The sequence below is a fragment of the Clostridium punense genome, assembly GCF_017874425.1.
In the GTDB taxonomy this organism is placed as follows: domain Bacteria; phylum Bacillota; class Clostridia; order Clostridiales; family Clostridiaceae; genus Clostridium_J; species Clostridium_J punense.
Map to the genome: position 1 here is coordinate 74,068 of NZ_JAGGLL010000008.1, position 15,391 is coordinate 89,458.

The 15,391-nt window shown below is 32.6% G+C and carries 15 protein-coding genes and 1 pseudogene; 14 read left to right on the forward strand and 2 right to left on the reverse strand.

The features are described from left to right. The first annotated feature begins 46 nt into the window (after positions 1 to 46). The 4 genes from J2Z44_RS06495 to J2Z44_RS06510 all read left to right on the forward strand — a co-directional run bounded on the left by J2Z44_RS06495 (position 47) and on the right by J2Z44_RS06510 (position 2,741). A complete protein-coding gene (locus tag J2Z44_RS06495) occupies positions 47 to 994 on the forward strand; it encodes an alpha/beta fold hydrolase (RefSeq protein WP_021281816.1) in 948 nt (315 codons plus the stop codon). Positions 995 to 1,042: 48 nt separating this feature from the next. After that, on the forward strand, positions 1,043 to 1,351 hold the full coding sequence (locus J2Z44_RS06500; RefSeq protein WP_021281815.1) for a nucleoside triphosphate pyrophosphohydrolase: 309 nt from the start codon (positions 1,043 to 1,045) through the stop codon (positions 1,349 to 1,351). Positions 1,352 to 1,620: 269 nt separating this feature from the next. Then, entirely contained in the window at positions 1,621 to 2,097 is a 477-nt protein-coding gene (locus J2Z44_RS06505; protein ID WP_021281814.1) for a flavodoxin family protein, read from the forward strand. A 2-nt stretch (positions 2,098 to 2,099) separates the two neighbouring features. Beyond that, on the forward strand, positions 2,100 to 2,741 hold the full coding sequence (locus J2Z44_RS06510; protein WP_021281813.1) for an NAD(P)H-dependent oxidoreductase: 642 nt from the start codon (positions 2,100 to 2,102) through the stop codon (positions 2,739 to 2,741). A 319-nt stretch (positions 2,742 to 3,060) separates the two neighbouring features. Here the strand turns inward: J2Z44_RS06510 and J2Z44_RS06515 are convergent, their stop codons facing one another. Further along, positions 3,061 to 4,002 (reverse strand): LysR family transcriptional regulator, encoded by a 942-nt coding sequence (locus J2Z44_RS06515; protein WP_021281812.1) that lies wholly within the window; start codon positions 4,000 to 4,002, stop codon positions 3,061 to 3,063. A gap of 161 nt (positions 4,003 to 4,163) precedes the next feature. Here J2Z44_RS06515 and J2Z44_RS06520 point away from each other — a divergent pair, with 161 nt between their 5' ends. The 6 genes and pseudogenes from J2Z44_RS06520 (at position 4,164) to J2Z44_RS06545 (ending at position 10,029) form a co-directional block, all read left to right on the forward strand. Next, positions 4,164 to 4,409: a (2Fe-2S) ferredoxin domain-containing protein gene (locus J2Z44_RS06520; RefSeq protein ID WP_021281811.1), complete on the forward strand. Its 246-nt coding sequence runs from the start codon at positions 4,164 to 4,166 to the stop codon at positions 4,407 to 4,409. A 3-nt stretch (positions 4,410 to 4,412) separates the two neighbouring features. Further along, complete coding sequence (locus J2Z44_RS06525) at positions 4,413 to 6,101, forward strand: [Fe-Fe] hydrogenase large subunit C-terminal domain-containing protein (RefSeq protein WP_021281810.1); 1,689 nt, start codon at positions 4,413 to 4,415, stop codon at positions 6,099 to 6,101. Continuing rightward, positions 6,101 to 7,273, forward strand: a complete 1,173-nt coding sequence (locus J2Z44_RS06530) for a SpoIIE family protein phosphatase (RefSeq protein WP_021281809.1) — start codon at positions 6,101 to 6,103, stop codon at positions 7,271 to 7,273. Before J2Z44_RS06525 ends, J2Z44_RS06530 begins: the two co-directional genes overlap by 1 nt. Positions 7,274 to 7,284: 11 nt before the next feature. Continuing rightward, complete coding sequence (locus tag J2Z44_RS06535) at positions 7,285 to 8,706, forward strand: 4Fe-4S dicluster domain-containing protein (protein WP_021281808.1); 1,422 nt, start codon at positions 7,285 to 7,287, stop codon at positions 8,704 to 8,706. Beyond that, a pseudogene (locus J2Z44_RS06540) lies at positions 8,705 to 8,830 on the forward strand (Hsp20/alpha crystallin family protein); the annotation flags it as partial. The gene J2Z44_RS06535 and the pseudogene J2Z44_RS06540, both read left to right, overlap by 2 nt. 407 nt (positions 8,831 to 9,237) lie before the next feature. Further along, positions 9,238 to 10,029 (forward strand): SDR family oxidoreductase, encoded by a 792-nt coding sequence (locus tag J2Z44_RS06545; RefSeq protein ID WP_242833382.1) that lies wholly within the window; start codon positions 9,238 to 9,240, stop codon positions 10,027 to 10,029. Positions 10,030 to 10,207: 178 nt separating this feature from the next. Here the strand turns inward: J2Z44_RS06545 and J2Z44_RS06550 are convergent, their stop codons facing one another. Then, complete coding sequence (locus tag J2Z44_RS06550; protein WP_021281805.1) at positions 10,208 to 11,512, reverse strand: S8 family serine peptidase; 1,305 nt, start codon at positions 11,510 to 11,512, stop codon at positions 10,208 to 10,210. A 580-nt stretch (positions 11,513 to 12,092) separates the two neighbouring features. On the opposite strand from J2Z44_RS06550, the gene J2Z44_RS06555 reads away from it, so the two are divergent. The 4 genes from J2Z44_RS06555 (at position 12,093) to J2Z44_RS06570 (ending at position 15,391) form a co-directional block, all read left to right on the forward strand. Next, entirely contained in the window at positions 12,093 to 12,305 is a 213-nt protein-coding gene (locus tag J2Z44_RS06555; RefSeq protein ID WP_021281804.1) for a hypothetical protein, read from the forward strand. An 82-nt stretch (positions 12,306 to 12,387) separates the two neighbouring features. Beyond that, complete coding sequence (locus tag J2Z44_RS06560) at positions 12,388 to 12,693, forward strand: hypothetical protein (protein WP_021281803.1); 306 nt, start codon at positions 12,388 to 12,390, stop codon at positions 12,691 to 12,693. Between the two features lie 20 nt (positions 12,694 to 12,713). Further along, entirely contained in the window at positions 12,714 to 14,027 is a 1,314-nt protein-coding gene (locus tag J2Z44_RS06565) for a B12-binding domain-containing radical SAM protein (RefSeq protein ID WP_209649429.1), read from the forward strand. A 5-nt stretch (positions 14,028 to 14,032) separates the two neighbouring features. Continuing rightward, positions 14,033 to 15,391, forward strand: coding sequence for a PqqD family peptide modification chaperone (locus J2Z44_RS06570; RefSeq protein ID WP_209649430.1), 1,359 nt, complete (start codon positions 14,033 to 14,035; stop codon positions 15,389 to 15,391).

The following is a 15,391-nucleotide window of genomic DNA, read 5'->3' on the forward strand; positions in this document are numbered from 1 at the left end:
GATTAGTCTTTGTAGTGGGAATATGGCAATATATTTGGGGGATTAAATGAAAGTATTAAGAAAAGCAAAGAGAGTAGCACTTATAAGTTTATTAGTACTAATGATTATTATATCAATAATGTATGTTTACAATAAAATTCAGTTGAAGAGAGAAGCTAAGCTGTTTAAACCTTTAGGGGAAATAGTTGAAGTTAATGGCCATAAAATTAGTATTTACACAGAAGGTCATGGAGAGAAAACCCTTGTGTTTATGTCAGGTGGGGGCACTTCTTCTCCAATTCTAGATTTTAAATCCTTGTTCTCTCAGCTTAGTGATGACTATAGAATAGTTGTAATAGAAAAGCTGGGTTATGGCTTTAGTGATGTAGTTGATGAAAAAAGAGATATCGATACAATATTAAATCAATCAAGAGCTGCATTAAAACAAGCTGGTATTGAAGGGCCATTTATCCTTTGTCCTCATTCTATGTCTGGCATTGAAGCCTTGTATTGGGCACAGAACTATCCAAATGAGGTAAGCGCTATTATAGGGCTAGATATGGCAGTGCCAGAAGCCTATGAAAATTATAAATTAAATATGCCCTTAATAAAAGCTGCAGCCTTTGCTAACAACATAGGAATAACTAGGCTTTTACCTGGAATAGCTGAAAGTGACGCTATTAAATATGGCACTTTAAGCAATGAAGAGAAAGACATATATAGAGCTATATTTTTCAGAAGAACTGCAACTAAAACTATGCTAAAGGAAGTAGAAGAAATTAAAAATAATGCAAAAATAGTGGACAATGGACAATTGCCAAAGGTTCCAATTTTAATGTTTTCTTCAAATGGTAGTGGTACTGGTTGGAATGAAAAACAATGGACACAATTTCAAGAAAACTTTATCAATAAGATATCAGGTGGGAAGATCATCTATCTTAATTGTAGCCATTATATACATGACCATGAATATTTAAATATTGCAAGAGAAATAAAGGCTTATATTCCAAAGTGAAATAGATGAAGTTGAAATAAATAGAATTTGGAAGTAAGGGGTATTAAAATGAAAGTTTATAACAAATTAGTTCGTGATAAAATTCCACAGGTTATTGAAGAGGATGGAAGAAAGTGTGAAACTTCTATAGTTCCAAAGGAGAAACTTTTACCACTTCTTGAAGAAAAGCTTAAGGAAGAAATTAATGAATTTATGGAAGATAAAAACCTAGAAGAACTTGCAGATATTATGGAAGTTGTCTTTGGTCTTTCAGAAAATTTAGGTTACTCTGAGGAAGACCTTCTTAAAAAGAGAGAAGAAAAGAAGGAAGAACGTGGCGGCTTTAAGGATGGAGTGTTTTTGGAGAAGGTGCTTTAGTATTAAAGTTATGTAATGAATTAAGTAGATGAATGCTAATATTACATCATATATGCACTCAAATATTCAAGGGGATTAATAATACCATAATGGGTAACTATTGCTAATAATACTGTGCATTAAGAATATGGTAATGTATTGCTAAAATGTGGAGTATACTGTATATAGGACAAATATATTTTAAATTAAATAGTCATAATTTTTAGCTGTAAGAATTAATTGTTTTTACAGCTTTTTTTGCGGCAAATTACAATTTTAGGGGGGAGAAAATGAAAACTGTAGTTATCAAGGAATTTGAAGGTAGAAGTGTTGATGCTGCTTTTACACTGGACTTTAGAGAAAGTAAGGTTAAAGGTTGCACTGGATGTTGGACTTGTTGGTGGACAACACCTGGAAGATGCGCTTTTAAGGACTTAGAGGACTTTTATCATGAGTATATAACAGCTGACAGGGCCATATATTTCTCAAAGGTTTCAAAGGGCTTTGTAAGTAGCAATTTAAAAAGTCTATTTGACAGAATGCTGCCACTTTATTTGCCTTATATCTCTTATGATACAGGTGAATCCATGCATGTGAAAAGGTATGAAAAGTATCCAGATATTGAGTTTTATTATCAGGGTGAATTTGAAGATGAAGATAGCAGAAAGATTTTTGTAGACTACGTAAATAGGGTGTTCTATCAGTTTCATAACAAGAACATTACTATAAAGCCTATTGAAGAATTTGTTTCAGAGGGAGGGTGCTAGCTATGAAAACTTTAATTCTAAACGGTTCACCTAAAGGGGATTCTAAAAGCTGCAACAGCTTGATTTTTGCTCAGTACTTTATAAAGAATATGAAAAATCCTTGTGAAATAAGGAATATAGTAAATAGTGATAAAAAAGAGCTAGCTAAGTATATAAAAGCTTTTGATGCAGTTATTATCATAATGCCTCTTTATATTCATGCCATGCCGGGAATTGTCATGGAGTTTTTCGAGGCTATGGAGCCTGCAGCTGAAGGAAAGTCTCTAGGTTTTATTATTCAGGCTGGTTTTATGGAAACTTCACAGGAGAGATTTATTGTAAAATATTTGGAGAGCTTTACTAAAAAGCTTAACTATAACTATTTAGGCACAGTTTGCAAAGGAGAAGCTGCTGCTACTTATATGATGCCAAAGATGTTTAAGAAAGTACTAAAAATGATTTCTGATTTAGGTGCTGTTTATGAGGAAACAGGTGCTTTTAATAAGGAGCTAGTTAATAACCTTGGGAAGCCTTATGAGATTAAACAGCCAATGCTTGGACTTCTTAAAGTGGTTACCAGGTTAGGTATAAACAATATATTCTGGCATAGGGAAATGAAAAAACATAATGCCTACGAAAAAAGGCTGGATAGACCTTATCTTTAATATGCAATGGTAAGTAAAGAATCTTTAAAAACTAAAATGAAAATTTATTAAAACAGCACTGACTATTTAAAGTTGGTGCTGTTTCTGCGTTTTTGTTATATTAATCCAATAATAATAAATTGCATCCTTTAACTCATATTCGCTGAATTCATATTGTTATTATAGAACAGAACATGGAGGCAAACCTTTTGAACAAGTAATTCTAACTGTTCATGAGGAAAAGTGGAATTGCAAATACCATATAATTTTTGCCACAAAATACTGTAAGCTAGTGATATATGGAAAAACTAAAGTTCATATAGGTAAAATTCTTATAAAGTTACCTAAGCTCCCTGGTTGCTTTCTCGGTTTTTGTGAAATTCTTTAACATTTCAATAAATAACTTTTCATAGGGTGTAAACACATGATTTTGCTTATAAATTATAATGTCCTTATTAACTAATGAGCCAGCGGAAGATTTTCTCAAAATCATATTCTGGTGGTCCAAAACATCCTGAGGAATTGGAGATACCCACATAAAGGAACCCTTCACCCTTTGTAATAAGTCAAATTGACTTCCTCTCTCATATACATAAATCCGTTTGGAAGGTAACTTGGCCCTAAAATCCTTTTTAATTTCACTAGGAGAAAGAGAAGGTACCTGAAAATCTCCATGGACAATCTCTGTATAGTCGCATAGGTCATAATAAGGGATATCTTCATGGTGAGCAAGGGGATGGTCTTTTGACATAAGCAAACACATGTCAAATTCCCAGAGGGGTTCATATTGTAAATCCGAATCCTTTAAAAATGATAAAAAGTAGCTTTCATATAGTTTTTGATAACGAATAATTCCTAAATTAGAATCCCCGTTATTCACATCATTTATTGCTCCCATGGAGTTTGTTTCTTTAAAGAATATGTTTATTTCCCTTTCCTCTTTAAAGGAGTTAACAAATTCAGAAAATGCAACAGAAACATAGGTTGCCCTAGGCACAGACATATTAAATTCTATGACGTCAGACTCACAAGGTTTATATAAAGACTCTAACTCGTTAATTTGAGATAAAATTGCCTTTGTATAGGATAAAAACTCAGCACCTTTTCTAGTGGGTTCAACCCCTTTAACAGTCCGCTTAAAAATAGTTATCCCAATCTCCTTTTCAAGGTCCTTAATAGCTCTGCTTAAATTAGGTTGTCCCATAAATAAATTCTGAGCAGCCTTAGTTATGGAATTAGTCTTTTCAACTTCTACAATATATTTTAAGTGTAATAAATTCATTACTATCATCCATTCATTATTAAACATATTAGACATATAAATTATACATTACCCACTACTTAAGTTCAATGTTACAATGAGAACAATGTGAATGTTTTATCAATTACAGTAGTTAAATTTTAGTTAAAATTATGAATGAACATTCTAAAGGAGGCTGTAAAATGGATGTTTTAGTATGCATAGGTAGCAGTTGTCATGTTAGAGGATCTTATGAAATAATGAATAATTTAAAGGCAATGATAACTGAAAAAGACTTAGATAGTCAGGTTCAGGTTAAGGTTGCCTTTTGTCTTGGCTATTGTAAAGCAGGAGTAACCATAAAAGTGGATGAACAGCTTGTAACAGGGGTAACAAAGGAAAATTTAACAGAGGTTTTTGATGAATATGTTTTAAAGAAGGTTGATTAGCATATGAGCATTTTAAAATTAAAAAAGGCTAATTGTAAAAATTGTTATAAGTGTGTAAGGAATTGTCCTGTTAAATCTATTGAAGTTAAGGATCATCAGGCACAAATCCTAGAAAGAGACTGTATACTTTGTGGAAATTGTATTTTAACCTGTCCTCAAGATGCTAAAGAAGTTAGGAATGACTTAGAGATTGTTAAAAATTTAATTAGAGGGGATAAAGAGATTATTGCTAGTGTTGCTCCTTCTTTTATTGCAAATTATAATGTTTCAACCTTTGAAGAATTTAAAGAGATATTAAAAAAACTAGGTTTTTCAGAGGCCTATGAGACAGCACAAGGCGCATTTTTAGTAAAGAGTGAGTATGAAAAACTCATAGCTAAAAACACAGGGGAAACAATAATTTCTTCTTGTTGTCCAACAGTAGTTAAGTTAATTCAAAAGCATCATCCTAATACTCTTAGAAATTTAGCTCCTGTTTTATCCCCTATGCAAGCTCATGGAAAGTTGATAAAAGAGGAGAATCCCAAGGCACAGGTGGTGTTTATTGGCCCTTGTATTTCTAAAAAAGATGAGGCAGAAAACTATCCTGGACTAATAGATATAGCTTTAACCTTTGATGAGCTCAATCAGTGGCTTGAGGAAGAACAGATTGAAGTAACTAACACGGAAGATATACCCTCCTCAAAATACTTATCTAGATTCTTTCCTGTGGCTGGTGGAATAATTAGGACCATGAATATAGATACAAATTATAAATACATTCCTATAGACGGCCTAGATAATTGTATTGATGCACTTAATGAAATAGAGGAAGGTAAATTTCAAAATTGCTTCATCGAAATGAGTGCTTGCAATGGCAGTTGTGTTAATGGTCCTGCAAAAGGTAAAAACAAATTAAACCGTATAAATGCACAAATAAAGGTGGAGGAACTTGCTCTTAATAGGGAAACTTTCTGCGATTATGATTTAAACATAGATATGAATCTCAATAAGGAAATTAACAGTGAAGAGATTGTTTATCTTCCTCCTAGCAAAAGTGATATTGCAGCTATACTTAAAAAAATGGGTAGAAATAGTCTCAGTGATGAACTTAATTGTGGTACCTGTGGATATCATACCTGTAGAGAAAAAGCTATTGCTGTATATTTTGGTAAAGCGGAAATAACCATGTGTCTTCCTTATATGAGAAGTAAAGCAGAATCCTTCTCTGACAAAATTATAAGTGCAACTCCAAATGCAATTTTAGCTGTGGATATGGATTTAAAGATTCAACAAATTAATAGAGCTGCCTGTAATATCTTTGGTATTTCCAAAAGTGAAGATATTATCGGTGTACCTGTGTCAAGAATTATGGACGAGTTTGATTTTGTCAATGTAATTTCTAAAGAGGAAGGTAGAATAAGTAAGAAGATTTATTTAGCAGAATATGAAAAATATATAGAAGAGTTGCTAGTATATGATAAAAACAGCCATGTAGTAATTTGCATAATGAAGGATATAACTAAGAAACAGTTAAAGAGAGAAAAACTTCTAGCTTCAAGAAATAACGCAAAGAATATTGCTGATATAATACTAGAAAAGCAAATAGGTATTGTTCACGAAATCGCTTCTTTACTTGGTGAAACCACAGCTGAAACACAAGTTGCCTTAAATGAGTTAAAAAACACTATGTTTGAGGAGGATGAAGACTAGTGAAAAACATATTTATGGAGTGTGGATTTGTAAGCCTCAATAAGCATGGTGAAAAGATTTGCGGAGATTATTATACCATGGTAAAGAAGGAGGATACCACCACAATTGTACTTTCTGATGGGCTTGGTAGTGGAATTAAGGCAAACATCCTGGCCACACTAACTTCGAAAATTTTAAGTACCATGATGGCTGGAAATATGTCTATTGAACATAGCGTGCATACCGTAGCAAAGACCTTACCTGTATGTAAGGTTAGAAATCTTGCCTATTCAACTTTTACAATATTTCAATTTTATCACTATGACAATAATGCTTATTTAGGTCAGTTTGATAACCCTACAGCAATTATAGTGAGAGAGGGTAAAAATTATTCCTATTCATCCACCTGTAAGATTATTGGAGAAAAACAAATCTATGAAAGTAATATAAAACTCCAAGTTGGAGATATGGTTATTTTACTTACAGATGGCATTACTAGTGCTGGTCTAGGGCGAGTTACTACAAATGGTTGGAAGCGGGATGAAATTATTAAATATATAGAGTTATGGTATACCCCTAATATGTCCCCACAAAGAATGGCCTCCACCATTGCTGATGCCTGCATGGATTTATCTCTTGGTACTCCTCAGGATGACTCAACGGTTGCAGTATTTAAGATAAGGAAAAGACAGGTAGTAAACCTTATTATAGGCCCTCCTGAGAAAAAAGAAGAGGACAATATAATACTAAAACTATTTTTTTCTAAGGTAGGTAAAAAGATAGTATGTGGTGGGAGTACCTCAAAAATGGTTAGTAACTATTTAAATAAACCTATTAAAATAGTTGCAAATTCTCAGAATGAAGAAATACCTGCCATTGCTCACATAGAGGGTGTAGATTTAGTTACTGAAGGAGTTATTACCCTTGGCAGGGTAGTAGAAATAGGTAGAAAGTACTTAGAGGATAGTAAAATTTCACTTGATTTAGAGAATAAAACTGATGGTGCTTCCTTACTTGCCAAGTTGCTCTTTGAGGAAGCTACTGATGTAAATTTCTTTATTGGTAAAGCAATTAATCCTGGTCATGAAATGGATGATATAAAGATTAACTCATCAATTAAAATGGAATTTATAAGAGAACTAAAAAGTCTTTTAATGAAAATGGATAAAAAAGTTAAAGTAAGCTTATGTTAGGAGGTAGAATTATGAGATTATTTGATACTAATGTTCAAGCCCTTAAATATGAGGTGTTAAAAGAAGTTGCAAAGCTTGCTTTTGAGGATAATTTAGAGGGTGGAATGCTAGGTATATCTAAAAAAATTGTACCAGGTCCAGAAGCTTCTATTCGTTGTTGTATTTATAAAGAGCGTGCAATTTTAAATGAACGTATAAAACTTGCCATGGGTGGAAATAAAAATAATTCCAATGTAATTGAAGTTTTAGATATTGCTTGTGATGAGTGTCCTATAACTGAATTTTCTGTTGGACCTGCTTGCAGAGGCTGTATTGCTCATAGATGTGAAAACGCTTGTCCGCGAGGTGCTATTTCCTTTGTTTCTCATAAAGCAGTTATAGATCATAAAAAATGTATTAGCTGTGGGAAATGTTTAAATGCTTGTCAATATAATGCAATTATTAAAAGTGTTCGTCCCTGTGAAAATGCCTGTAAGGTCCATGCTATTTCTATGGATGAACATAAAAAAGCTCATATCGATGAGTCCAAATGTATTGCTTGTGGTGCTTGTGTATATCAATGCCCTTTTGGTGCTGTTATGGATAAATCCTATATACTAGATGCCATAAAACTTCTACGAGAGAGCAATGGGGATAATAAAATTTATGCCATTATTGCTCCTTCTATTACAGGACAATTTCAAAATGCTAATATAGGTCAAGTAGTTTCAGGACTTAAACAGCTAGGGTTTTACAATGTTGTAGAGGTAGCCCTTGGTGCGGACATGGTAGCCCACAAGGAAGCTAGGGAACTGGTAGAAAAGGAATTCTTAACTAGTTCTTGTTGTCCTGCCTTTGTAGCCTACATTGAGAAAAATTTTCCTGATTTAAAGGAACATATTTCTCATAATCTATCTCCCATGGCTGAAATAGGAAAATATATTAAAAGAATTCACCCTGATAGTAAGGTTATATTTATTGGACCTTGCACTGCAAAAAAAGCTGAAGTTAAAAAACATAGAGTTAAACAATATGTGGATGTGGTTTTAACTTTTGAAGAGCTTCAAGCACTATTTGATTGTAGAAATATTAATCTTTCAAATTTACCAGATGATGTGCTAGACAATGCCTCTTACTTTGGAAGGATTTTTGCAAGAAGTGGTGGTTTATCAGATGCAGTAGTAGAGGCGCTAAAGGAACAAGGGGCAACAGATTTTAAAGTTTCACCTATCCCTTGTAGTGGAATTGAAGCGTGTAGAACTGCACTTTTAAAAGCTAGTAAAGGTGTATTAAAAGAAAACTTTATTGAAGGCATGGCCTGCAACGATGGATGTATAGGCGGTGCTGCTTGCTTAACCCACAGTCCAAAAGATAGAAGGCTAGTTGATGATTATGGCAGAGAAGCTATGGAAAAGACAATCAAGGATGCGATTGAAATTTTGAACTTTGTATAGTTTTTATATAGATAATGTGGATGAGAATAATATTAATGCATCCTTTAATGATGGCGTTTTAAAGATAACTCTTCCAAAACTAGCGAAGGGAAATGACAAGAAGAAAAAAATAGATATTCAATAATAAAATATAAAAGCAGCTAAGTTAGATTAACTAAAACCTTCTCCTTAATATAAAGTCAATAAAATTTATTAAAACAGCACAGACCTTTTAAAGTTAGTGCTGTTTTTGAGTTTTTGTTGTATTAATCTAATAGTAATAAATTGTATCCTTTAAATTATCTAAGCATTTGTTCAATATTAAAAAAACTATGGGTTCAGAAGTATTTAAAAACTTAATTTTATGGAATATTATGGTATAATTAATTTAGATAAGGCATCTGAAAATAAATAATAATTCAAAGCTGTGAAGGATATTTTCAGTTAGTCAGGGGAAAGGTTTCCACAGATAGTAGGGATATTTAAAGGTTATGTTAATGGAATGTAATGACTTATTTGTTTTTCAGGATGCATAAATGTAGAGGGGGATCTATGGTGAAAAATGTTGTGATTACTGGTAGTACTAGGGGCTTAGGACTTGAAATGGCTAAGGAATTTTTAAAAGCAGGGTGTAATGTTACCATATCTGGATCAAGGGAAAATTCCTTTGATAGGGAAAAACAGCTGGTTAAAGGCTTTGAAAAGCAGTTTATTTATGTACCCTGCAATGTAAGAAATATATCAGAGATTAAAAATTTATGGACTAAATCTGTAGAGAAGTGGGGAACCGTTGATATTTGGATTAATAATGCAGGTCAAAATGTTCCTCATGAGTTTATGTGGGATACTGAAGCGGAATATATTGAAGCAGTTGTTGATACCAATATAAAAGGGGTTATGTATGGCTGCAAAATAGCTGTTGAAAACATGGTTAAACAGGGCCATGGTCAGGTTTGGAACATGGAAGGCTTAGGCTCCGATGATATGATTATTGAAAAAACTATTTTATATGGGACTTCAAAGCGTGCACTTACTTATTTCACAAAGGGACTAGCAAAGGAACTTAAAGATTCTCAAGTTAAGGTAGGTAGATTATCTCCAGGTATGATGCTTACTGAGTTTATTACTAAAGCCCCTACAGGAGAACTTTCTACAGTTACTCAGGATAATCAATTTAAGAAGGTATTTAACATTTTAGCGGATAAACCCGAAACTGTTGCAAAGTTTTTTATTCCTAAAATTTTAGAGAATACAAAACAAAATGCATATATTAAGTGGCTTACAAATACAAAGTCTGCTCAAAGATTTATGATGGCACCCTTTAAAAAGAGAGAACTAATTTAATTATAGAATATGGCTCTACTTCATCTAGGTTGAGCTACAAGCAGTGATTGTTATGAGCTAACCTAGAGTTTTTAGCAATTACCGTTATGTGTACTGTAAAATTGTAAGAAAAGCCCTAAGTTTATAGGGCTTAATTTTTTTACTTGTTTAGAGAATGAAAAGCCTTGTACTTTATAGCTTACTTTAATTCTTTCATTAATTTCAGAGGATTTACTACCTTCTTCATTTCATATTCTTTTCCGTCATTTTGAACTTTTATTGTATCCCCAGTTTTAAGTGCTGTTGACCAGAAGATTTCAGGAGTAACCTCTGGGTTAACTTCACAGGCTAAAGCATATAGCCCTGCTACATATGGAATGGACCAACTCCAGCCACCTTCTCTGTAGAACACATAATCTTTAGGGTCTGTAGGGCTTGCAGTGGTTCTTGAGTCCATAGGAATTAATAAAGCTTCATCAATATTTACCCCCACTTTTTCTCCCATTATGGAATAAAATTTATCACCATATTCATAATACTTATCTTTCCAAAACAAACCTGGTTGGTAGGAAGAAGTGGCTTCAGGATCACTTAAAGGATCTCTGCCTAAGCCATTAAACATGTATCCATCAGTGTTTATAAGTGAAGAAGAAACAACAAAAACTCCTGCCTTCTTTGCTCTATCAACAGCAGCATTTACTTCATCATAACCCTTTTGGCTTTTATCCCAACCAACTGAAATGGAAATAACCCTGATTTTTTTATCCTTAGGAAGAGTATTATTTACTTCAAGGATTCTATCAATAGACTTGGCAACCCAAGTGAAGTCATATTCAAAATCATTATTTTTATATTCTCCATGAGTTTCCGCAATATAATACAAGTCTGCACCAGGAGCAACTCCTACATTTTTTCCTGCAGCTATAGAGGCTACTGCAGGACCGTGCATTTGGGCCTCATTAGCAAAGCAATGAATTTCCTCATACATTTTAAGGTTATCCTTATATTCAACGTGGTCTACTAGGAGTGCTTGGTCTATGATTGCAAGACCTACACCTTTTCCTGTTATTCCGTTTTTATGAAGTTCCCTTACCTTAAGCCCAGGACTTTTACCAAGTTCCATTTGCTTTTTAGGGTCAAATTTATCAGGTAAACCTTTTGGCCAAATTGTTTTGCTGTCAAACTCTGCATATTCTAAATCCTTTGCTTTATCCTTTAAATCAAGGGCACTTAAATCATATCCCCTAAGATCCAGAGTCTTATCACCCTCATAAGCAGGATTTGGTGATGGCAAAGTATTTACACTTCCACGGCCGAAATCTGCGGCGCTGGGATGTTTAGTTATTTTTATGTTCGTAGATGAAGCAGTATTATTTTCCTTTGCAGTTTCACTTGCTTCACTTTGTTTTGCTTCCCCATTTACATCAGTTGTTTTGGCTTTTGGACTGCAGGCCGTTACCGTAAGTGACATAAGCAATAAGGCTACTAAAAATGCTCTTTTCATTAATGTTAAACCCCCTTAGTAATTATAAATTATACAAAATAATTGAATAAATATACTTTATCATAAAATGACAGTAAATTCACTCAATTGAATTTATTGTTAATAAAAATTTCAGTTCAATGTTATAAATAAAAACTTGTATTCAAATATTAAGGTACAAGTTTACAAAGTTTACTTTTTGTTAATGAATGGTAGAAAATCAGCATCTTTGTCTACTTAAGCCTTTTACTTGGGGCTAAATCATGAGGTGATAACGAGTTTAATATGGTCCAGGATAATCCATTAGGTTAATTTGGTTTATGAAAGAAAGGAAGAAATACCATGAGAAATAAAAAAATATCACAAAATAATAAAATAATGTTGTTGCGAAAACTTGCAAATATAAAAAGTCATTAAATTATCTTCAGTATTACATGTTTAATTTTTGAATAATAAATCAAAAATTGGCGAAAAACCACTGTTGAAATATTTGCAGGAGAAAAAAGTAGAAAAACCATGATAAATAACACTACAATTAAACGATATTCTGTGATATTATTCAATTGCAAGCTTGTAATAAAAGAAAAAAGGGGGGAAAACAATGAAAATATACATGATTCCAGAAATAATGGATAGTGATGCAACATTTGAAGTTTCAATGCATGTGTCATCAGTTGCTTCAGCAATTAAATCAGGTGGTTCAGCTATTAAATCTGCTGTAACATCTCCTGCAATAAAGAGTTCAGTATCTACTGGAGTAAAAGCAGGTATAAAGCCAGCTATTACAGTTATAGCAATTCCAGGACCAGTTTAAAATTAATAAGGGAGCGAATTTTTCGTTCCCTTTATAATTATAATAAATTGTTAACCAGTTTGATTATATAGAGGTGTTTAAAATGGCGTGTGGAAACACAATAAAAGGTAAGAATGAATTAATAAGTTGGAAATCAAATAATTGGTATGAACGTGAAGATGGATTAATTGAGATTATTAATTTTTCCTGTGAAAGAATTGTATTAAATGAAAAGTATAAACTCATATGGGAAGCTATAGACTATGAAATTGATGTTGAAGAATTATGGGAGTTTTGTAAAAACACTTTTGATAAAGAGGAGTTTATTGAAAGGCTTGAATTAATGACTGAAAAAGACATTATTTGTATTGAAAATAAGGATGATTCATATAATAGATTATTTGGATAGTAAAAATTAGGAGGCACAAAATGAGAGAATGCGAAGTATTGTTAATAAATCTTCCCGTAACCTTTTGGTATAAGAAGGAACTGGCAAAGGTAAATAGTATGCCGCCTTTAGGTATTTTGTATATTGCTACTGTGTTAAATAAAAATAGTTATAACACTAAAATCTTGGATTTGGCAGTGGAATACTTTGATACTAAGGAATTAAAAGAATATCTTTTAAGATGTAACCCAAGACTAATTGGACTTAGTACTTACTGCGAATCTTGGAATTCACAGATAGCATTATGTGAACTAATTAAGGAAACTTTACCAGAATGCAAAATTTTTGCAGGAGGAGCCTTTGCTACCTTTACATATAATGAAATGCTAACTAAAAAACTTGTGGATTATGTGGTTTTGGGTGAAGGTGAGTATAGCACCTTAAAGCTGTGTAAAATCATTGATGGAGAGGAAAGCATAGATGAAATAGATGGAATAGCTTATTTGAAGGATGATGAAGTTGTAGTAAGAAATGAATTTACAAGAATAACTAACTTAGATGAACTTCCTATTCCAGACAGAGATTTAATAGATGTAAATAAGTATTTGATTCCATATACAATTAACACTGCAAGAGGATGTCCAGGGGATTGTATTTTCTGTTCCTCTCGAGCTTTCTGGGGGAAAAAAGTATATTTGAGAAGTGCGAGTAATGTTTTTAATGAAGTTATGCACTTATATGAAAAATACAAAACAAATCAATTTTTATTGGCAGATGATACCTTTACAGCTTCTAAAAAAAGATGCTTAGACTTTTGTGAGCTTGTTAAGGATAGTGGCATTAAGTTTACTTGGGGCTGTGAAAGTAGAGCAGATGTGGTAGATGAGGAGTTAATAAAAAGAATACATGAGGCTGGCTGTAGAAAAATTCAATTTGGGCTAGAGAGCGCAGATAATGATGTGCTTAAGAAATTAAAGAAAAAAGTTACAGTAGAACAAATTGAAGAAGCAGTTAAAATAGCTTATAAGTATGATATGCATATAACAGCTTCCTTTATTATTGGACATGCCTTTGATACTAAGGAAACTATAGTTAAAACTTTGAATTTCGCAAAGTATATTAGAGACAAATATGGAGTTATGCTAGCTGCAAGTGTAAATACACCATTCCCAGGCACCGAGCAGTATTACTCTAATGATAAGTATGGAATAAATATTCACACTAAGGATTGGAATAAGTTTCATTTAAATAATGCAATCATTAGCACTGATAATTTAACTAGAAATGAAATTAGGTACTATTTTCAACAGGCAATAAAGTTAGCCTCAAACCAAGAAATATCCATGGAGGAATAATTATAATGAATATAGATGAAAAATATTATTTTGATAATTTAGCCTTTAAAAGTATTCAGGATAAAAACCAAGTAATTTTATTTTCAGATAAGTATAAGCGTTGGTTTAGACTAAACGTTATTGGCAAACAAATTCTTGATAAAATGGACGGAAATACTACTATAAAGAACATTGCTGAAGGCATAGCTCAGGAATATGAAATCCCTTGTGAAGTTGTTTTAAAGGATGTAGATAATTTTTGCATTAAGGCATTAGATCAAGAGTTTATAGTAGAAGAAAAATCAAAAGAACTTTTAAATCATCGTGTGGACTTAAGCTTATCAAATATCTACATAGATGTGACAAATAAGTGCAATTTATCCTGTGCTTATTGTAGCAAATGTGTTAAGGATGAAGAATTAGGAGTAGATATCAACTTTAATAACTTAAAGGAATATTTAAATTTATTACTTGAAGAAAAAAAAGCTGAAGATACTATAGTGAATATTACTGGGGGAGAGCCTTTACTTAATAAAGAATTAAGACAAATATTAGAGTACTTAAAGAGCAAAAAACTCAGAGTAATTCTGTGGACCAATGGGTTCTACTTAGATGATAGCAACATACAATGGATAAAGGAAAACTGCACTTTTGTTGCTATACCTTTAGATTCAGTTAATGAAGAAAATAATGATAGAATAAGAGGAAAAGGCGCATATGAAGCAAGCATAAAGGCCATCAATCTTTGCAAAAAACACAATATTGATGTAATTATATCAGCTACCGCAACTGTTTTTAATATTAATGAACTAAAGGAAATAGCTATTTTAGGTGAGAGTTTGGAAGTTTATTCAATGGTTATAAACGAACCTATAAAAATTGATAGCGCTAATAATAGAATATTAGAATACTTTGATTTTCAGGAAGAGATAATCGAGGAAAAGTGGCGTGAAATTTTAGGACATACTGCGGTGCTTAGTAGCTGGCACAATTATAACTCTGATAAAGTTGTGTTTAGTGCTTGTAGAATGCAAGATACATGTTTAAATAGCGTATATAGTATTAAACAAAAGGATTCTTGTGGTGCAGGTGTAAATGAAATATCAATTAAGTGGGATGGTAGCATATATCCATGTCATATGATGGAACTCAGTGGTTATGAAATAGATAATATGGCAAATGGTAGCATAGAAAGTTTATTAAACTATAGCAATGTTGGAATAAAAGAGCTAGATAATTGCAAGGACTGTGAGGTTAATTTTATCTGCTTAGGGGGCTGTAGAGCAAAAGCACTTTATGATACTAACAATATTTTGGGAGGAAACTCAATGTGCCAACATACTAAGAATCAAATAATCTATTCAATTTTAAGGCCAATGAGTTAG